General features: G+C 31.4%; 19 protein-coding genes. 9 read left to right on the forward strand and 10 right to left on the reverse strand.

Annotated elements, in window-relative coordinates; translation table 11 throughout:
* Positions 1-155: 155 nt before the first annotated feature.
* The gene (locus R6X41_RS18775) at positions 156-533 is read left to right on the forward strand and encodes a DUF1731 domain-containing protein (protein ID WP_318501896.1); all 378 of its coding nucleotides are present in this window, start codon (positions 156-158) and stop codon (positions 531-533) included.
* 66 nt (positions 534-599) lie between these two features.
* Here R6X41_RS18775 and R6X41_RS18780 read toward each other — a convergent pair whose 3' ends face one another.
* The 4 genes from R6X41_RS18780 to R6X41_RS18795 form a co-directional block, all read right to left on the reverse strand.
* Complete coding sequence (locus R6X41_RS18780) at positions 600-2,891, reverse strand: TonB-dependent receptor family protein (RefSeq protein WP_318501897.1); 2,292 nt, start codon at positions 2,889-2,891, stop codon at positions 600-602.
* Between the two features lie 33 nt (positions 2,892-2,924).
* Positions 2,925-4,223: a PQQ-dependent sugar dehydrogenase gene (locus tag R6X41_RS18785; RefSeq protein ID WP_318501898.1), complete on the reverse strand. Its 1,299-nt coding sequence runs from the start codon at positions 4,221-4,223 to the stop codon at positions 2,925-2,927.
* Positions 4,224-4,444: 221 nt separating this feature from the next.
* A complete protein-coding gene (locus R6X41_RS18790; protein ID WP_318501899.1) occupies positions 4,445-4,597 on the reverse strand; it encodes a hypothetical protein in 153 nt (50 codons plus the stop codon).
* Between the two features lie 279 nt (positions 4,598-4,876).
* On the reverse strand, positions 4,877-5,791 hold the full coding sequence (locus R6X41_RS18795) for an AraC family transcriptional regulator (RefSeq protein ID WP_318501900.1): 915 nt from the start codon (positions 5,789-5,791) through the stop codon (positions 4,877-4,879).
* Between the two features lie 204 nt (positions 5,792-5,995).
* On the opposite strand from R6X41_RS18795, the gene R6X41_RS18800 reads away from it, so the two are divergent.
* The 6 genes from R6X41_RS18800 (at position 5,996) to R6X41_RS18825 (ending at position 12,822) form a co-directional block, all read left to right on the forward strand.
* Positions 5,996-7,492: an aldehyde dehydrogenase family protein gene (locus R6X41_RS18800; RefSeq protein ID WP_318501901.1), complete on the forward strand. Its 1,497-nt coding sequence runs from the start codon at positions 5,996-5,998 to the stop codon at positions 7,490-7,492.
* Between the two features lie 67 nt (positions 7,493-7,559).
* Positions 7,560-7,913 (forward strand): DUF779 domain-containing protein, encoded by a 354-nt coding sequence (locus R6X41_RS18805; protein ID WP_318501902.1) that lies wholly within the window; start codon positions 7,560-7,562, stop codon positions 7,911-7,913.
* Positions 7,914-8,530: 617 nt separating this feature from the next.
* On the forward strand, positions 8,531-10,060 hold the full coding sequence (locus tag R6X41_RS18810) for an alkaline phosphatase PhoX (protein ID WP_318501903.1): 1,530 nt from the start codon (positions 8,531-8,533) through the stop codon (positions 10,058-10,060).
* 14 nt (positions 10,061-10,074) lie between these two features.
* Positions 10,075-11,871, forward strand: coding sequence for a cytochrome-c peroxidase (locus R6X41_RS18815; protein WP_318501904.1), 1,797 nt, complete (start codon positions 10,075-10,077; stop codon positions 11,869-11,871).
* Positions 11,872-12,030: 159 nt separating this feature from the next.
* The gene (locus tag R6X41_RS18820; RefSeq protein ID WP_318501905.1) at positions 12,031-12,195 is read left to right on the forward strand and encodes a Lacal_2735 family protein; all 165 of its coding nucleotides are present in this window, start codon (positions 12,031-12,033) and stop codon (positions 12,193-12,195) included.
* Positions 12,196-12,330: 135 nt separating this feature from the next.
* Entirely contained in the window at positions 12,331-12,822 is a 492-nt protein-coding gene (locus R6X41_RS18825; RefSeq protein WP_318501906.1) for a CIA30 family protein, read from the forward strand.
* 12 nt (positions 12,823-12,834) lie between these two features.
* Here R6X41_RS18825 and R6X41_RS18830 read toward each other — a convergent pair whose 3' ends face one another.
* The 4 genes from R6X41_RS18830 to R6X41_RS18845 form a co-directional block, all read right to left on the reverse strand.
* A complete protein-coding gene (locus R6X41_RS18830) occupies positions 12,835-13,638 on the reverse strand; it encodes an SH3 domain-containing protein (protein ID WP_318501907.1) in 804 nt (267 codons plus the stop codon).
* A gap of 176 nt (positions 13,639-13,814) precedes the next feature.
* The gene (locus tag R6X41_RS18835) at positions 13,815-14,339 is read right to left on the reverse strand and encodes a glutathione peroxidase (protein ID WP_318501908.1); all 525 of its coding nucleotides are present in this window, start codon (positions 14,337-14,339) and stop codon (positions 13,815-13,817) included.
* Positions 14,340-14,341: 2 nt separating this feature from the next.
* A complete protein-coding gene (locus tag R6X41_RS18840; protein WP_318501909.1) occupies positions 14,342-15,025 on the reverse strand; it encodes an SDR family NAD(P)-dependent oxidoreductase in 684 nt (227 codons plus the stop codon).
* Positions 15,026-15,203: 178 nt separating this feature from the next.
* Positions 15,204-15,989: a patatin-like phospholipase family protein gene (locus R6X41_RS18845; RefSeq protein WP_318501910.1), complete on the reverse strand. Its 786-nt coding sequence runs from the start codon at positions 15,987-15,989 to the stop codon at positions 15,204-15,206.
* Between the two features lie 324 nt (positions 15,990-16,313).
* On the opposite strand from R6X41_RS18845, the gene R6X41_RS18850 reads away from it, so the two are divergent.
* Entirely contained in the window at positions 16,314-16,874 is a 561-nt protein-coding gene (locus tag R6X41_RS18850) for an MlaD family protein (RefSeq protein WP_318501927.1), read from the forward strand.
* 65 nt (positions 16,875-16,939) lie between these two features.
* On the forward strand, positions 16,940-17,086 hold the full coding sequence (locus R6X41_RS18855) for a hypothetical protein (protein ID WP_318501911.1): 147 nt from the start codon (positions 16,940-16,942) through the stop codon (positions 17,084-17,086).
* Between the two features lie 348 nt (positions 17,087-17,434).
* Here R6X41_RS18855 and R6X41_RS18860 read toward each other — a convergent pair whose 3' ends face one another.
* Positions 17,435-18,301, reverse strand: coding sequence for a DUF3298 domain-containing protein (locus R6X41_RS18860; protein ID WP_318501912.1), 867 nt, complete (start codon positions 18,299-18,301; stop codon positions 17,435-17,437).
* Between the two features lie 17 nt (positions 18,302-18,318).
* A complete protein-coding gene (locus tag R6X41_RS18865) occupies positions 18,319-18,774 on the reverse strand; it encodes a pyridoxamine 5'-phosphate oxidase family protein (protein ID WP_318501913.1) in 456 nt (151 codons plus the stop codon).
* Positions 18,775-18,816 lie beyond the last annotated feature (42 nt).

Consider the following 18,816-nt stretch of genomic DNA (forward strand, 5'->3'; position numbering starts at 1 on the left):
GTCCGCTAAGGTTGGGGCTTTCTGTAATTTCATAACCTAAAAATAAGACTTGAGAACTTAATTTACAAACAGTTATTCAATATAATAATAGATTCAATTGATTTGACCTTGCAACGGTCTTAATTGGTTTAGTTTTAGCAAAAGAAGGAGGTACATTGCCCGAAATTATTAAACCTATAAAGTTTGGAGCTGGGGCCGCTTTTGGAAGTGGTAAACAATGGCAAAGCTGGATTCATATTAAAGATTTAGCATCGCTATTTGTGTTCGCTGTGCAACATACTTTACAGGGTGTTTATAATGGAGTAGCTCCAAATCCTGTAAGTAATTTAGAATTAACTAAAGCAGCTGCTTATGTTTTAAAACGTCCTTTATTATTACCGAATATTCCAAGATTTGCTATGAAATTAGCTTTAGGCGAAATGCATATTTTATTATTTGAAAGTCAGCGTGTGAGTTCTAAGAAGGTAGAAGCTGAAAATTTTGATTTCAAGTATGTTAACTTAAAACCTGCTTTAGAAGATTTGTTAGGGTAAACTTTGAGTCCAAAATGGAACCTAAGTTATCGTAATCTAAAATTCATAAATCAACTTTTCCCAACTTTAAATTGTATATCCAATTTTAATACCACCAAACCAATTTCGCGGCATTCCTGGATAATAATATCTAGGTTCTGACCCACCAAACCCTACAGCATTTATAAGTACTGCAGATGCATAAGCTTCATCTGTAAAGTTATTTATACCTGCATTTAATTCAATAAATAGATGATCTGTAATCTCACGACTAAAAGATAATTTTGCATTGAATACGGTATACGCTTCAGAATATAATGTGTTAGCATCATCTAAAGGCATGTCTCCAACATGAAGAAAATTAGTATTTAAGTTAAAGTTTCTATATCCAAATTGTATACCTCCATTCACTTTGTTATCTGGTACTCCTGTAAGTTTGTTTCCAGAATAATCATTTGTATTATCTACAAAATCTATGAATCTGTTATCTGTAATTTCAGCATTTAAATAAGGTGATAGGAAAATTCCGCTTGTAAACATATGCGTATAAAAAAAGGAAAGTTCAATTCCTTTATGTTCCGTTTTACCTGCATTGCGACCAATGTATTGGTCGTCGCCTACACGGTCTGCAACAAGTAAATTATCTATATCTAGAAGGTATGCAGAAAGCTGTATTTGTAGTTTGCTATTAAATAAAAACACAGTGCTACCAATTTCATAATTAAATCCGGTTTCAGGACCTAATTCAGGGTTAATAAGACCTTCTGGAGTTAAAGTTTCTTCAATAGATGGATAATTAAATCCGCGACTAACATTTACATAAGCGCTTGCATTTGGAGTAAACTGATATAATAGATTTACATTTGGTGCGAAAATAGGATCGAAATCGCGGTCGGCATTTTTATTGTCTTCTCCAACATTAAATTCATCTTGAAAGTTATAACTGGTTTTGTTGATATTTAGTCCGATTTGGGCTTTAAGTTTTTCTGTAAGCGGTAAAGTTACAGTAGCAAAAACATTTATATTATTTCGTCTTTCTTGATTATCGCTAAGTAACTGACCTTGTAAACTGCCGTTGCCATTATTTTCTTCGTATAGATTTTCGATGGTTTTCCAATTGTAATGATCTTTATAAAGTTCACCTCCAAAACTGAGATTTGCCGAATTGTTTAGAAAATTAAATTCTTTTGCAAACAGTGTTCTCGCTCCATATCCGTTAGTATATTCATCTAAAATGTTAAATGGACGAGGTTCGTAATGATCGAGATAACTGTAAAAAATTGATGTGGTATTACTAAAGTTTTTAGAAAAGCGGTGCGTATAATTTACACCAGTTAAAACCTGTTTATTATCTTCATAACCTTGGGCGGCACCCCAAGTATAAGCTGCTTGAGAAGGATCTTCTTCAAAGTCCGTTTTACTAATCGAACTCGGTATCTGAGCATAATAATCGGTGTAGTTTAGTAAGACACCAATTTCATTTTTTTTATTAAATATGTAATTAGACGTTAACAAAAGGGTATGGCGATCATAATTACTATTTTCACGAAACCCATCAGATTCTAGGTGATCGTAATTTAAATTGAATGCTAGTTTTTTAGTTGCAGTGGCAACAGATATATTGTTTTTCAGCAACCCGAAACTTCCAATAGTAAGATTACTTTTAAAATAGGTTTCACCTTCTAAAGCCTGCATTGAGTTAAGTAATATAGTGCCACCCAAATTTGTTCCATATTGTGTTGCTTTAGGACCTTTTACAATTTCTAAGCTTTCTATATTTTCAGGATCAAAGGCATCTATTGAAGTTTCGCCTGTTCCATTAGTGATCGGGATACCATTAAAATAAGCACGTATTTTATTAGTTCCATAAAGTGTGCGAGAACCCACACCACGAATAACAATTCTGTTGGTATTTAAAGCACCACTCTGTATATAAACACCGGGAGTTTCGTTTATGGCAGAAACCAAATTTATTGGACTGTATTCTTCAAATTTCTGAGAAGAGATTTTTGTAGTAGGAATAATAACTTTACTTTCTTTCTGATAGGTTGAAGAAATAATAACTTCTTCTAGGTCTTGTGTTTCTTCTAAAACAGATAGTTTGTAAACGCTATTATTTTTAAATAATTTTACTGTTTTGATGAAATAATCAGGGTGTTTTAATTTGATTTTTATGGGAAATTGAAACGTTTTAGTTAATGTGAATGTACCTTCTGTATTTGTTTCAGAAATCACTTCATTATTAAAAATTAAAGCAACACCTGAAATTGGGGCGTTTTCGTAATCAAGGACTCGTCCGTTAAAATTCTGTGCATATGTTGGATTTATAATAGCGATTAAAAATATAATCGCTATTATTTTAAAGGGTATAAATTTCATGAAGTCGTAGGATTTTTTTTGAGGCTAGCGTTACTAATTAGTGTAACTTACTTTCCAGATGGTGTTACCGGAATCATCATTTACAAGTAAATCACCTGTTGGGGTAACAGTTACACAAACGGGTCTTCCATACACATCGGTTTCGCTTTTATCGGCAATAAATCCAGTAAGAAAGTCTTCTGGTTCCGAAGTCGGTTTTCCATTCTCGAAAGGGATAAAAACCACGCGATAACCTGAAAGTACGGAGCGATTCCATGAACCGTGTTGACCAACAAATACACCATTTTTGTACTTCTCTGGAAAACTATCCATATTGTAAAACGTTAATCCTAAAGATGCGGTGTGAGGACCTACAGAAACATCCGGCACTATTGTTTTCGCTACTAAATCGGGAGCTTTACCTTCTAATCGTGGATCTTCAATAGCACCATAATAGGCATATGGCCAACCATAAAATCCACCTTCTTTAACGCTTGTTACATAATCAGGAACAAGATTGTCTCCAATTTCATCACGTTCGTTTACTGCTGTCCAAAGTTCGCCATTAGCAGGATTCCAATCCATACCAACTGGATTTCTAAGTCCGCTAGCGTAAATTTCTTCATTCTCTCCATTTAAATCTACTTCTAATATGTTGGCACGACGAATTTCTTCATCCATTCCATATTCTCCAACATTACTTGCAGAACCTACAGAAATATAGATTTTGTCTTGAGCATCATTTGTAATAATATTTCGTGTCCAATGGTTGTTATAACCACCAGCAGGGAGATCGACTATTTTTTTACTTTCAGAAGGATTTAGTTTCGTTTGTCCTGTTTTATAAGGGTATTTATAAAGTCCGTCTGTATTGGCAACATAAAAATAATCACCTATAATTAACATACCTAAAGGTTGTTTTAGTTCTTCTAGAAAAGTTTCTCGTAGTTCTATGGTCCCATCATTATTTTTATCTCTTAATATGGTGATGAGTCCAGCACTTTTTTTAGTATTGGCTTCACACACAAACATATCTCCATTAGGGGCAATATAAGTCCAACGCGGATTTTTAAAACCGTCGGCTAATTTTGTTACAGTAAATCCTTCAGGAGCAACTGGCATTTTTCCTTCTGGCCAGTCTATAAGTTTGTTCTGGTTTCTAACAGATTCTGTAGCATAGGGTTTTGGTAAAATTAATGGACCAATAGCTGTTTGAACTGTATCTGCGGGTTTTTGAGATATCATCTCTTTTTCATTTTCAGAGACTTCCATTTCTTTCTCTTCTTTCGTTTTACAGGAAACGAGAGAAATCATAATAATCGTGATGAATACTAAGAGTTTGTTTCTTTTCATAATAATAGCTTTTTCTGAAAAATAAAGATTTCACAATGGGGTTTTTAACTCAATCGATTTTTTAAAATAATTTTAACATTTCTAAATTCATGAGATCGAGAGTACTTGTATCTGAATAACTTAAAAATTAGATTGCATTTTAAGATAGAATTTTAGTTAAAAAAGCAAAAGCCCGTTTAATGCATTAAACGGGTTTAGTATAGTATCTTAAGATTTACAACTTACACTTGCTGTGCTAATTCTTCTTCCTTTTTGTGTTTGTTTTCTAAATATCTATGAGTTAAGTAACCTAACTGTATTGCAATAAATACAATTGTTAATCTTTTACTTCGCAATATAACCGAAGCAGCTCCTAACAAAGTTGAGGGTTTCATATAATTAAAATTTAGTAGTTAGTATTTGTTTCAATTTACCAATACAGGAGATGCCCAAGTTCATTGGTTTATCTTCCAAAATATCACAGTAAGCATGAAGCGCTTCTTTATAATTGTATGTATAAGCAAGATAAACTTGTACCTTCTTTTTTCCTTTTTTTGGTTAAAAACTAAGTTACAAGCTTTGTAATGTGTAGGTTAACTGTAAGGGTTTCTTTTTTGTCTCAAATAAAATCACTCCTAATTAATATATGTGTTATGTTTAATAAAGAGATTTTATTAAGCCATTATAGATTTCTTGAATTGTAGTGGTGTCATGAGTTCTATCTTCTTAAACTGTCGGTTAAAATAGCTAATGTTATTAAAACCTGTTTTAAACGCGATGTCAGAAATTCTAAAATCTTTACTGTTTTTAATCAGTTTTTTTGAGAATTTAATTTTTTCAGAATTGATGTAATCTATTGGAGAAATACCTAAAGTACTTTTAAATTTCTTATGAAAATGAGATGTACTCATACATGCTTTTTCTGCTAAAACATCGACAGTAATGTCCTTATTAGTCAAATTTTCTTTAATAAATTTAATCACAATTCCTATACGATTATCATCTAACATATGTTCCGAGTTAAGTATAAAAAACTTAGCCTTAGTCTGTAACAAGCGCACAATAAGTTCTTGAATCATTAAATCCAGTAGTACATCTTTAGAGGTATTGTTATTGGTAAATGTATAAATGAGTCGCTTAATTAATTGGCTAACATCTGCATTATTTATTAAATGATTTGCAGTAGCGTCTAAAGACCATGTGTTGTTTTTATTTTCTATTTGCACATGGTCATTAAATTTATCTACGACTTCTTTTATTTTAGAACCATCTATACCCAAAGTCAAACATTTAGTCGGGTTCTGCATAGTTGCCATCGGAAAATCGATAATCATTTCTTTATTAGTTGGCATAACTACAGATTCTCCAGGATAAAAATCGAATGCGGGGAGCCCTTCAATATGCATCACTTTTTTGCCTGTAAGCATACTTGCAATTACAGGAAAACCAAACTTTAAAGATACCTGTTCTGCATATTCATGAGTTTCAAAAATATTTAACTCTGCAAAATTTGCACTATAAGTTGTTCTGTTTTCAACTAAAGTAGTGAGTTTTCTTTGTGTATTGTGCTGACTTAGGATATGGTTCATATGCGATGTTGCTTATTAAGTAATGATCTCTTATTTAATAATAGAATAGTACTAAAATATAATAAATATGTTCAATTGTTTTAGACTTTAACAAAATAACTTTACATAAAATGATAATAATCATAATTTTTACTAAAAATATTACACATATAATAATATAGTTTTTATTAAAACAGATTAATTAATTTAAAAAACATAAAAATAATGGGCTATTCTAAACCAAAATTTAAAGCACAGTATGATAATTTTATAAACGGAAAATTTGTAAAACCCGTAAATGGGGAATATTTTGAAAACACCTCTCCTATAGATCAAAGTCTAATTGCGAAATTCCCAAGATCACAAAAAGAAGATGTAGAACTCGCTTTAGATGCGGCGAATGCTGCCAAGGAAAGTTGGGGGAATACACCAGCAGCAGAACGTGCTAGTCTATTAAATAAAGTTGCAGATATTATAGAAGCCAATTTAGAAGAGTTTGCTGTAATAGAAACGTGCGATAACGGTAAACCTATTCGAGAAACACTAAATGCAGATATTCCGTTGGCTGTAGACCATTGGCGTTATTTTGCAGCTTGTATTCGTGCAGAAGAAGGAAGTGCGACCGAGATAGACGCCAATACATTGTCTATGAATATTAAAGAACCTCTTGGTGTTATCGGACAGATTATACCATGGAATTTCCCGCTTCTAATGCTCTCATGGAAATTACCTCCAGCTTTGGCTACAGGAAATTGTGTAGTTCTTAAACCTGCCGAACAAACTCCAGTTTCCGCAACCATCTTAATGGAAAAAATTGCAGATGTGTTTCCTCCAGGAGTTATAAATGTAATTCACGGGTTTGGTCCAGAGGCAGGAAAGCCTTTGGCATCGAGTTCTAGAGTAGATAAAGTCGCATTTACAGGAGAAACAACTACAGGACAATTAATCATGCAATACGCCTCTAAAAATCTGAATCCTGTAACTATGGAGCTAGGAGGGAAGTCGCCAAATATATTTTTTAATAGTGTGATGGATGCCGACGATGCCTTTTTAGATAAGGCCATTGAAGGTGCTGTTTTATTCGCATTTAATAAAGGAGAAGTATGTACATGTCCTTCGAGGATATTAGTTCAAGAAGATATTTACGATGCGTTTATGAAACGTGTTGTGGAACGTACGGAAGCCATTATTCAAGATAATCCCTACGATGTAAATACACAGGTTGGTGCACAGGCTTCTAACGATCAATATGAAAAAATTCAGTCGTATTTAAAAATTGGTAAAGAAGAAGGCGCAAAAGTATTATGTGGAGGAGAAGCGAATACAGAAGGCGATTTATCTAAAGGTTTTTATATTAAACCCACTATTTTAGAAGGTCACAATAAGATGCGAGTCTTTCAAGAAGAAATTTTCGGACCTGTTGTTTGTGTTACAAAATTTAAAGATGAAGCTGAAGCTTTAGAGATTGCAAACGATACACTTTATGGACTTGGAGCTGGTGTTTGGACACGAGATGCGCATCAATTATACCAAATTCCTAGAGCGATTAAATCCGGACGTGTTTGGGTGAATTGTTATCATGCATATCCCGCTCATGCACCATTTGGTGGATATAAAAAGTCAGGATTTGGTAGAGAAAATCATCTTATGATGATGGATCATTATAGACAGACTAAAAACATGTTGATTTCTTACGATAAAAATAAACTAGGCTTTTTCTAGTGGATTGATTAATAGCAATTAAGGTTGGATTAATATTTAATTCAACCTTAATTTAATTTTATAACTTATGGAACGTATAGCAATTACTGTAGAAGCAGCGAAAATAGTGAATCAACTGAAAGCGAAACATGGCGATTTAATCTTTCATTTAAGTGGCGGATGCTGTGACGGTTCATCTCCAATGATTTTTGAAAAAGATGAAATGTATTTAGACGAAAGTGATATTCATTTAGGTATAATAGAAAACGTTCCTTTTTATATGAACAAAGATCAGTATGAATATTGGAAGCATACCCATTTAACCGTAGACATTACAAAAGGTCGCGGCTCAAGTTTTTCGCTTGAAATCCCATTAGGACTTCGATTTATTATTCAATCTAGATTGTTTACAGATCAAGAAAATGCAGTTCTAAATCCTTAATACTTATTTGTAGCGACGTTTTAAGAGGTATAACAATCACTTTTATATAGAACTCTAAAACGCTATAAACTAAATAGTAAATTAATAATCTTAAAACAATTAAATCTCAGATAAGAAATTAATCTGAGATTTTTTAGTTTAAGTAAATACACAGAATTATTTAGAAGAGCATCTACTAATCACATTTCTACTCCATTTCGTAAATGCCGGATTGCTTTTAGAAATTCAAAATCAAGTCTTTTAATTTAAAAAAGAAATAAACGAATGTCTTTATTCGTGTGCACTTTTTATAGGACTTTTAGTTGTTCAGTCGTAACCATCACCATCTTTTATAATTAGAAAACCTTATTTAGATAAATAAGAACTAATTATGTTTTGTCTAGGTGTAATGTGTTTATTATGAGATTATTGTTGTTTTTGGTAAGTTGGTTTATGTGAATGTTCTTAATTCCTAGTTAACATTTAAGTTGGATTATCAATTCTTTAGGTATGTTTTATTAATGTAATTAACATTGTGATTGCAATAGCATAAACATACGACCTTACTAAATTAACAAACCTTTAAGAAGCTCGTAATACATTAGTAGTCTAATAAAAACTAATAAAAACCTTAGATTATGAACAAAATTTTTAGAATATTTTTATTGTCATTTGTTATTACAGCATCAAGCTCTCTGTTTGTTAGTTGTGATGTTGAAGACGGAAAAGATGGCGTTGACGGAGTAGATGGTGTTGATGGAGAAGATGGTATTGACGGTGAAGATGGAATTGATGGCGATGATGCCTCTATTTACTTAACAGCATCAAAAACACCAACGTTATTAAAAGTAACAAATGATTTTTTCAACGTAAAAATCACAACTATTTTAACTTCTGAAGATGTTATACCAAACTCACCAGATTTTGTTTACGGTTCTATGGCTGATGGTGCTGGTTTAATTAATAACGGAGATGATACCTTCACTTTAATTAATAATATAGAAGCAGATTATTCTATTGCACGAATTTTATTGAACAAAAATTTAAGACCTTTTAATGGAGAATATATCTTAAATGCTACAGCAACTGCTGAAACAGCAATGTGTTCAGGTACTTTAATTACACCAGAAGAACATGGATTTGGTCCTTTATATTTATCTGGAGGAGAATGGGGTGGAGCATCTAAAGGTGTGTTTGTTGTAGATCCTAATAAAAGTGTTGATGATGCAAGTATAGGTGAAACTTTACCTGCTTTAGGACAATGGTCTACAGAAAATGCTGTACCAATTGGTAAAGATGCTTATGCAGATAAAACAGTTGTTTTTATAGGTGATGATCACTCAGATAACTCAGTGCCTTCTGGTCAATTAGGAATGTATGTTGGGAATAGAGGCGATTTAAGTGGCGGTAAATTATACGGTTTAAAAGTTACTAGCGCAGGTGTTGATTTTGAAATGGATATGGAAGAAGGTACAGAATACAGTGCTGAATTTGTGGAATTATCAGAAAGAGAAATAGATGCTTTAGATACAGAATCTAAAACTAAAGGTGTTATGGGATTCTCTAGATTAGAAGATATAGATTGGAGAAGAGGTTCTGCTGCCAACCAAAGAGAAGTTTATTTTTGTGTTACTGGTCGTGTATCTGCTAGTTTAGCTGGAAAAGGATCTGCTTTAGGTCGTGTTTATAAAGTTGTATTAAACGATTCAGACCCTACAGGAGCTGCAAAAATCACATGTGTTTTAGATGGAGATATTATTGGAGGAAAAGCAGATGGTTTCCATTCTCCTGATAATATTTTAGTAACAGAAAACTATGCATACATTCAAGAAGATCCAAATGGTTATTTAGATACTGCAGCTAATGGTTATGCTAAACTTTACCAATATAACTTAGCAACTGGCGAAGTAAAAACTGTTTTAGAAGCAGACCAAGATAGAGCAGAGAACTTAGGTTATGGATCGACTGCAAGTACATGGGAAATTACAGGTATGATAGATGTTACAGATATTGTAAATAATGGAGAAAATACCTTTATGGTAATGACCCAAAATCATGGTTGGAATCCTGCTGATGGTACTTCTTTTACAGACCCATTAGCAAATCCTGATTTAGCTAATGCTAAAGAAGGATCTATGCTTTATGTAATTAAAGGTTTAGATAGATAATTTAAAATAACATCATGAATAACATATTATTTATGAAAGCTAAGGCATATACTTTTGGTATATGTCTTTTGCTTTTAATTACAGTGTCGTGTAAAAAAGAGGAGAAAACTGTAAATATTGATTCAACAGAAAAAAATATAGAAACGTTTTATATTTCGGAATTAAATAGCAGCATTTCCTTTTTAGATTCAATATCTATATTTAAAAAAACAGAAGATAATATTGCTTTCTATAAGAAAGCCCGTATGCATTTTAAAACCGTTGAGCCAATTTTGGCTTCGATAGATAAAAACAATTTTAAATCTTTAAATGCTCCAAATATTTTACAAGTTCAGGAAGAAGATTTAACAGATATTAAAATTAGAAATCCTTTTGGTTTTCAGGTTATTGAAGAAATGCTTCATGAGTCTGAAATAGACACTCTAAATCTAGAAAACACAGTTTCTATTACGAGTAATAGATTAAAACTTATAAAAGCAAATACAAGCATAAAACTCAAAGATTATCATATTATATGGTTAATAAGAGATCAGATAATACGAATTGCTACGACAGGTATAACAGGCTTCGATTCTCCTGTTTTAGGGCAATCTTTAGCTGAGTGTCAATATACTTACAAAACCTTAATAACTTTAATAGAATTCTATAAAGATAAATACACTTCAAAAGAAATATATAATAACTTAATAGCTTCTTTTAAGAATAGTATAGAGAATTTAAATCATGATTTTGATAGTTTTGATCGCTATGATTTTATTAAAAATTACACTGATAAACAACTAGAATTATTGGTAAAAACCCAAGAAGATTGGCACGTAACATTTCCTTTTGAAATGGCTATATCTAATAATGCAACCTCTCTTTTTGGTGCAAATACCGTTAATGTTTTTTATTTTACAGACTACAAAAGCGACACCACTAACCTAAAACAGAAGGAGGCTTTTGGTAAACTATTGTTTAATGACAAAATGCTTTCTAAAAATTATAATATGGCTTGTGCAAGCTGTCATATAGAGGATAAGGCTTTTACAGATGGAAGAAAAACGTTTGATAAAAATCAATTAAGAAACTCCCCAACTCTTACTTATGCTGCTTACCAGCAATCTTTTTTTATGGATGGTAGAGCAGGTAGTTTAGAAGGGCAGGTTGTTGGTGTAGCCGAGAATCATGACGAGTTTAATTTACCAATGGATTCTATTGCAAATCGAGTTGTTAAAAATCCTAATTACAAACAGTTAGTAGATAAATTGTACAATAATAAAAGAGTCGATTTTAATACAAGACACGCTATTGCATCTTATGTCCGCACATTAAATGGCTTTAATTCTAAATTTGATAATAATATTAATGGTAAAGAAAATTCTTTAACAGATGAAGAAAAACACGGATTCAACCTGTTTATGGGAAAAGCCGTTTGTGCAACATGTCATTTTCCTCCGTTATTTAACGGAACAGTACCTCCAAATTACAATGATACAGAGGTGGAATTAATAGGTGTCCCACAAAATAACGATACTATAAATGCTATTATTAGTACAGATTTAGGTAGTTATAATGTGTTTGGTACAAACGAGAGAAAACATTTTTTTAAAACGCCTACAGTTAGAAATATTGAAAAAACTGCTCCCTATATGCATAATGGTGTATACACTACTTTAGAAGAGGTTGTCGATTTTTATAATCGTGGTGGGGGAAAAGGTATTGGGATTCATGAAGATTATCAAACCTTGCCTTTCGATGAATTAAATTTAACCAAAGCCGAACAAGAAAGCTTAATAGCATTCATGAAAACCTTATCAGATACTGAGTAATAAAAAGATAAAATATAGTAGTCCTTATTAGATGTTATAATAGCAATATTTAGGTATTACGAATAACATCTTACATGGATTGTTTATTATAAATGTCAAACATTATTTATCTTTATGTAAATTATCAATCATACTTTTAGTACTTTAAATAAAAAAAAGATGTTCGGATTATTTAAAAAGAAATCAGAAAAAGAAAAATTGCAAGCGCAATACGAAAAGCTTTTAAAGGATGCTCATAGCTTATCTACGACTAACAGAAAAATGAGTGATCAGAAAATTTTCGAAGCCGAAGAAATTATGAAAAAACTTGAAAAATTGCCTTAAATGTTTTTATAAAACATACTAACGGTGAAAAATTAGCTCACATAATTTTTATTGTTAATGCACCAATAAGGGGTGTGGATTATCTAACAAAACCGAGCAATAAATTATATAAAGCTAAACATTTAAATAACGACTATGCAATCAGAAACAATTTTTGATTTTAATAAAACCAGTAATACTACGAATTGGAAAATTGTAGATGATGTTGTTATGGGCGGGAAATCTTCAGGATCATTTAATTTAGGAGAAGATGGAAATGGTGTTTTTGAAGGTCATGTGTCTTTAGAAAACAATGGCGGATTTTCTACTGTTAAATATAGTTTCAATACGGTACGCACAAAAGGATTTTCAAAAATCAGTTTTAAAGTTCGAGGAGATGGTAAATCCTATCAATTCAGAATAAAAAGTAAGTCATCCAATAAATACGCGTATATCAATTATTTCAATAGTACTAAAGGCTGGGAAACTTTCACAATAACGCTGTCTGAAATGTATCCCACATTTAAAGGGCGTAAGCTCGATATGCCAAATTATGATCAAGACGGTATAGAAGAAATCGCTTTTCTAATAGGGAATAAAAAAGCAGAAGACTTTAAACTTGAAATTGAATCTATAGTTTTAAGCTAAGAACTAAAATTGTTATTGTGCTTTTTCGGGGTCTATTTTTGGAAATATTTCTTTTCCATTCCATTCTAAAAGACGTCTGGTTACTGTGCTTTCAGTCCATTCTGTGTCATATTCCTTGGTTTCCCCAGAATCGCTTTTGTATATTATTTTTCCTTTAACACCATCTTCGTCGTTCGGAAAAGTATACTCCTCCATAAACCAATATAAACCGGCATCTGAAACTTGGGTATAATCAATTGCTTTTATTAACTCATTTCCATCATAAAATAAATACATGCCTCCACCATCTACGCCACAAGCTTCTGCCAAGTAATCAATTTCGAATATGCTTTTTATGTTTTCAATGCCTTTGTTTCCGGATGCTTTTATTGAAAATTGCCAAGTTGAAAGTTCTGAAATATTTTCTTTAAATTCTAAATTAGGCTCCAAAACTCTTGTTTTAAGGAATAACCGTGAATCATCCTTTTTTAAAGAAATTAAATACACCAAATTTTTATCAAATACTCTGTCTAATGAAATTAAGCTGCCAAGAACGTAGCCTTCTTTATCTTTAGTTTTTATTTTATACCAAGGCGACTCCATGCCGTCGAACTCCATAGTTGCATCAGATTTTTCTAAAATTTCAATTTGCTCACCAATTCTTAATAGTGATAAAACATCAGATTCCGTATTTGGCTGCTCACGAAGTTTAACATCATTCCCAAACATAAAAGCAATTTCTCCCTTGTCGAATTCAGTGTTTGTAGAAAAGTATTTGGTGTCTTGACTATATCCAATGTTGAAAATAAATAGAAATATTAATAGTATTTTGTTCATTTTATAATGTGATATACTGATTTTTGGTCTTCTGTATTTAGATAAATTCAGAACATAAATGTAACTTAAAATTAATCATTGGAAATATTAGTTTGTGAATTTTAGAGAAACATTTATCTAAGTAATCTCTGAGATGTGAAAGTAAAGTTACAGCCTAAAGAATCTTTCTTGTTACACTATAAATGTTTGGTGATTCTAGAGCTCATAGGTGTTGTAATGGAGAAGTAGTAATCGATAAGTTGGCCTGTATCGTCCACTAAATATTTTTGAAAATTCCATTTTACACTAGAACTCTTTTTACCGTTTAGGTCTTTAGATGTTAACCATGTGTATAGGGGATGCTGATTACTTCCTTTTACGTCTATCTTTTCGGTAAGTAAAAACGTAACACCAAAGTTAAATTCGCAAAATTCTTGAATTTGTGAAGCCTCTCCGGGCTCTTGCTTACCAAACTGATTGCAAGGCGAACCTATAACGACCAGCTTTTCTTTATAGGTATCGCTTAACGTTTGTAACGCTTTGTATTGTTTTGTAAATCCACATTCTGAAGCGACATTTACAAAAAATAATTTTTGTCCTTTAAAATCTAATAGAGAAATGGGGTTGCCATTAAGGTCTTTAATTTCTATATCGTAGATTGATTGTATTTTGGTTTCAGTAGACGTATTTGGCGACAATTTTGATTTATCAGTTACTTTCATAGCTATATTTTAAAAGATACTATACCACAATCCATTTCAAATATCTGTCCAGAAAATGAGGCGGCATTATCTGATAGTAAAAAGGCAGCTGTTGCTGCAACTTCTTCAGGATTTAAGAAACGCTTTAATGGGTGTCGTTCAGTTATATTCTCAATCATTTTTTCATTACGTAATAATTTAGACGCAAGATCTGTATCTGTTACTGTAGGTGCAATAGCATTAACTCTAATTGTTGGTGCCAGTTCTGCGCCCAGTGATTTTACCAACCCTTCTATACCAGATTTTGAAGTTGCTACACTGGCGTGAAATGGCATCCCTAACTTGGAGGCTACGGTACTAAATAATAATATAGATGGATTTAGACCTTTCTTTAATTGTGGTAAATACTTCTGAATAGCTTTAACAGCTCCTATAACATTAATTTCAAAATCTGTCCTAAAATTGTCTATACTTAATCTAGAAATGGGTTTCAGATTAATACTCCCCGGGCAGTATACTAGGCTATCTACAAATTCTAAATCTGGTAATTCATCAGTAAGAATATCACAATTATAATGTGTTAAATTAGGGTGTTCTATTTCGGGAGGCGTTCTACTAATGTTAATTACCTTGCAATTTTCTAGCATAATCTTTACGATGCTCTTACCAATGCCTTTACTGCCTCCAATTATTGCTATAGTTTTCATTTGTATATGTAATATGCTTAATTTGTTGAGAGATACTAATACTAAGTGTTATAATACAATATACTAATTTTACTTATTTTTATTTTAAAATTGCTAAACAAAGTCTTTAAATTTATAATAAGACAACAAAATATTGAACAATTTATTATTAAAGGAATTAAATAGAAAAATTTCACATTTAAACCCCTTTAAGAGTAAACTTGAGTTTGTCTATATTATAAGTGGTTAATTTGTTTTTAGTGGTATTGTAACCTATTTCAAAAATCTGGTCAATATTTTTTTTATCAAAAGTTCCGAATTTATTCAACTCGTTTGGAGAGATCATTAAGTCACAGTCTGGAAATTTTAAAATATCTTCATTAATAGATTTTAGTTTAAAGGCTCTTTCAACAACTTGATGGGAATGTTTTAAATCCTGAATAGTTATAGCATTGATCCCATTTACATACACTCCAACGATGCTGTCACATTTACTTTTTATAGCATCAACAGGGAAGTTATTTAATGCACCTCCATCTATATAATAGGAGTTTTTGATTTTTACTGGAGCGAATATACCTGGAAAGGCTGCAGATGCTATTACAGGCTTAATCAATTCTCCTTTTTTAAAGATTTTGAGTTTCCCATTTAAGATATTGGTACCTGTAATGTATAGTTTCTTTTTTAGAAAGGAAAAATTGTCTTCTATTAAATATTCATTAAAATTTGAATAAAATTTTTCGGCATCGATAAATCCTGGTTTATTTAGCGCCAATTTTTTAACATCAAAAAAGTTGACTTTCTTAAAGAATTTTAAAATATCTTTCCAACCATAGCCATATGCGTATAAGGCACCAACAATTGCACCAACACTAGAGCCCGCGATGTGGGTTGGCGAGATACCTTGCTCTTCAAGCGCCTTAATTGCGCCTACATGAGCAGCTCCTCGCATTCCTCCTCCAGATAAAACTAAACCAATATTCATGTTGCTTATTTAATTGCATAATTAATCATTATCAATGGATTTTAAAATGATTAATATCATTCGTGTTACCTGATTTAAATCATTTTGAAATATTAAAGTGAAGGACATATTTGAATAAATATAATGCGTAATAATGTTGGGTTTAGCAATATAAAAAGTCAATTAGAATCCTGTTTAATAGAGATAGGTTTTTTTTCTAATTTTGCTGCGCTTTTTTGGAGAAGCTTTCAGAAAACCATTTGAATTTAAAGCGTCTTTGCGTCAATGTTATAATATGGGTAATTGCTCTCTAGTGCTAGTTGGTATTATAGGTTTTATAATACCTTGCAAACTCGGCCTACTGGAGTTTGTGTTTGCATATCCAATGGTTTATTAAAAGGGAATAATGTGCTTTATAAAGGAATCAATATAGGTATGGTTAATACCATTGAAATGGTAAATGATTCTGCGATTAAAGTCGTTATGAGTTTAGATGAAAAAATGACGATCTATATTAATAAGAATGCAGTGTCTAGTATTGGTTCTGATGGTTTAGTAGGTAATATGATTGTCAATATGCTACCAGGAGAAGGTATTGCAGAACCAACTGAATATGGAGATGCGATAAAGTCTTTCAGTAAGATAGGTCCAAATGATGTTTTAAGTGTGACCGTTAAAAATGCCGAAGTCTTAACAGAAGATTTATTACGAATTATAAACTCTATAAACAAAGGGCAAGGAACTTTGTCTATTTTACTTAACGATACGCTTATGGCCTCCGATTTAAAAGCGTCCATAAGAAATGTGACGTTATCAGGTTTTAATGCCTCTAACACTATCTACGAATTAAACAGTTTCGTTTGTCTATACAAACGAATAAGACATCTGTTTTATGAGTTGATTTAAATGATACGATTTCAGTAAATAAATTAAAAATAACAATTAATAATATAGAAGAATCAAGCATGAAAATGGGAGTACAAAAAATAAAAAAAATACTTGAAGATATTATTACTAGTGAAGGTGCTTATAGTTGTCTTATGAAAAATACGTCCTTAGTTAATAGTTTGGAGTCAATTCATAAAAATGTGAATGAAGGAACAGACAATTTTAATTAGAAAATGGAAGCCTTAGAACATAATTTCTTAACCAGAGAATATTTTAGAAAACTAGAAAAAGAAAAGACAGTCAAAAAAACAGAATAATGGAAGCTAAATATGATTGGTATATTTGTCGTTATTGAAAGATGACTGTTTTTGTGGTAACCTTGGTCTAGCTTTTTATAATTCATTTATTGTGAAAAGTAAATCAATATCTCCCATGTGATGTATAAAGTAACTAAGGCTATTTGGATATGTTACTAGTTTCTTTTATAAATATTCCTAATCTATAAAGATGAGGTCACTAATTAGAAAAGTGTGTGCTTACCTACAGCCAAATTTTCAGAAATATTTTTTTTAATAAGATTAAATAACTACCGGATACGAATTAGATTTTTTTAAAACAATTAATATATCCACTAGTGGAAGTTTAATAGAGTAGGTGCCTGTATAAGATGGGCACATAACGCAATCATCAAAATAAAACTCTAAATAGGTTTCATTAAGCACGAAGTTGTTTTTGCTTTCAAAAAAATCGCTAGATGATAATTCCCAACAGTCAGAATACAAAGCTTCCGATTTTATTTTTTTATTTATGATAGCTAATAATTCGTTTTCAGATCCTTGTATAAAAAAGTCTTCATAGGACATAAAAGCACCATTATTTAAATTAAAATTAAAGCAATCAAAAGTATAACTAGGATGCATAGCGCCTGAATAAAAGTTCTCTTTATAAAATAGGACACTCACAAGTATATCATTTACAACATAGATTTTATAGTCTATAAATCGTTCTTCTCTGAAATTTTTGGCTGTTATACTGTCGCATAATAATTTACTTTCTTGTATTTCCGAAATGGTTTTAGCCACATTAACATAATAGTTAGTAATAAAGTCGTTAAAATTTACATTTGAAGCATTAAGTGATTCATCAAGTAGTGGGTAATTAAAATTAATTGTGTAGTCTTTACTATTTGTAACATACTTTTTTCCGATTATCAATTTTTGAAATTCACCTCTTCTATCCTTTTTTTTAATTAACTCTTTTTGTTTTATTTCTATTGATATTGCCTTATCTAATTTTTCAATATCGGCATCTAATGTTTGTATAGGATCTTCAATAATAGGTGTGATTTGTTGGATTTTTTGAATTTCATTCCTGCTATCCTGACGCTTGTCATTCTTACAATTTGTAAAAATCAGGACCAGTATTATAAAGTATATGTATTTCATTTGTTTTATTCTTGATGTTAAGGTTGTCTCATTTTTCCAGTAATTTCTTCTATTTTAATAATGAAAACAGTTGGAACATCATCAGTCTTTATTTTACTAGAAAACTCATTAACGAAATCGACTTTTTTGAACTCTTTTTCCATAATAACATCTTTTATTCCTAAAGAAAACTTGTGCAAATATGATTTCGCATCACTTCCAAAATGCTGTTTAAAGATGCCATGTGCCAATACCGATTTCCAATTATCTATCGATTGAATTTCTTCTACTTGTAACGAAACCATATGGTTCTCACGCATGGCATTCATTTTATGACCTTCTCCGGAATAGCAAATAATGCTGTTGTTTTCTTTATTAAAGAAATAAGTGATTGGAACAATATAAGGCCTGTCATGATAGATATATCCCAAATGCCCAATGTAATTGTTTTCTAAAATAAACTCGATTTTATTATAATCTAAATTTGTATACATGGTGCGATAATTTATTGACAATTAACACTAATGGAGATTTAA

The sequence above is a fragment of the Formosa sejongensis genome (assembly GCF_033447105.1).
GTDB lineage: Bacteria > Bacteroidota > Bacteroidia > Flavobacteriales > Flavobacteriaceae > Formosa.

Bases quoted from the DNA above. Each gene is read 5' to 3' on its own strand.
- R6X41_RS18780 (WP_318501897.1), bottom strand. From the start codon at position 2,891: ATGAAATTTATACCCTTTAAAATAATAGCGATTATATTTTTAATCGCT.
- R6X41_RS18785 (WP_318501898.1), bottom strand. From the start codon at position 4,223: ATGAAAAGAAACAAACTCTTAGTATTCATCACGATTATTATGATTTCT.
- R6X41_RS18790 (WP_318501899.1), bottom strand. From the start codon at position 4,597: ATGAAACCCTCAACTTTGTTAGGAGCTGCTTCGGTTATATTGCGAAGT.
- R6X41_RS18795 (WP_318501900.1), bottom strand. From the start codon at position 5,791: ATGAACCATATCCTAAGTCAGCACAATACACAAAGAAAACTCACTACT.
- R6X41_RS18800 (WP_318501901.1), top strand. From the start codon at position 5,996: ATGGGCTATTCTAAACCAAAATTTAAAGCACAGTATGATAATTTTATA.
- R6X41_RS18805 (WP_318501902.1), top strand. From the start codon at position 7,560: ATGGAACGTATAGCAATTACTGTAGAAGCAGCGAAAATAGTGAATCAA.
- R6X41_RS18810 (WP_318501903.1), top strand. From the start codon at position 8,531: ATGAACAAAATTTTTAGAATATTTTTATTGTCATTTGTTATTACAGCA.
- R6X41_RS18815 (WP_318501904.1), top strand. From the start codon at position 10,075: ATGAATAACATATTATTTATGAAAGCTAAGGCATATACTTTTGGTATA.
- R6X41_RS18820 (WP_318501905.1), top strand. From the start codon at position 12,031: ATGTTCGGATTATTTAAAAAGAAATCAGAAAAAGAAAAATTGCAAGCG.
- R6X41_RS18825 (WP_318501906.1), top strand. From the start codon at position 12,331: ATGCAATCAGAAACAATTTTTGATTTTAATAAAACCAGTAATACTACG.
- R6X41_RS18830 (WP_318501907.1), bottom strand. From the start codon at position 13,638: ATGAACAAAATACTATTAATATTTCTATTTATTTTCAACATTGGATAT.
- R6X41_RS18835 (WP_318501908.1), bottom strand. From the start codon at position 14,339: ATGAAAGTAACTGATAAATCAAAATTGTCGCCAAATACGTCTACTGAA.
- R6X41_RS18840 (WP_318501909.1), bottom strand. From the start codon at position 15,025: ATGAAAACTATAGCAATAATTGGAGGCAGTAAAGGCATTGGTAAGAGC.
- R6X41_RS18845 (WP_318501910.1), bottom strand. From the start codon at position 15,989: ATGAATATTGGTTTAGTTTTATCTGGAGGAGGAATGCGAGGAGCTGCT.
- R6X41_RS18855 (WP_318501911.1), top strand. From the start codon at position 16,940: ATGGGAGTACAAAAAATAAAAAAAATACTTGAAGATATTATTACTAGT.
- R6X41_RS18860 (WP_318501912.1), bottom strand. From the start codon at position 18,301: ATGAAATACATATACTTTATAATACTGGTCCTGATTTTTACAAATTGT.
- R6X41_RS18865 (WP_318501913.1), bottom strand. From the start codon at position 18,774: ATGTATACAAATTTAGATTATAATAAAATCGAGTTTATTTTAGAAAAC.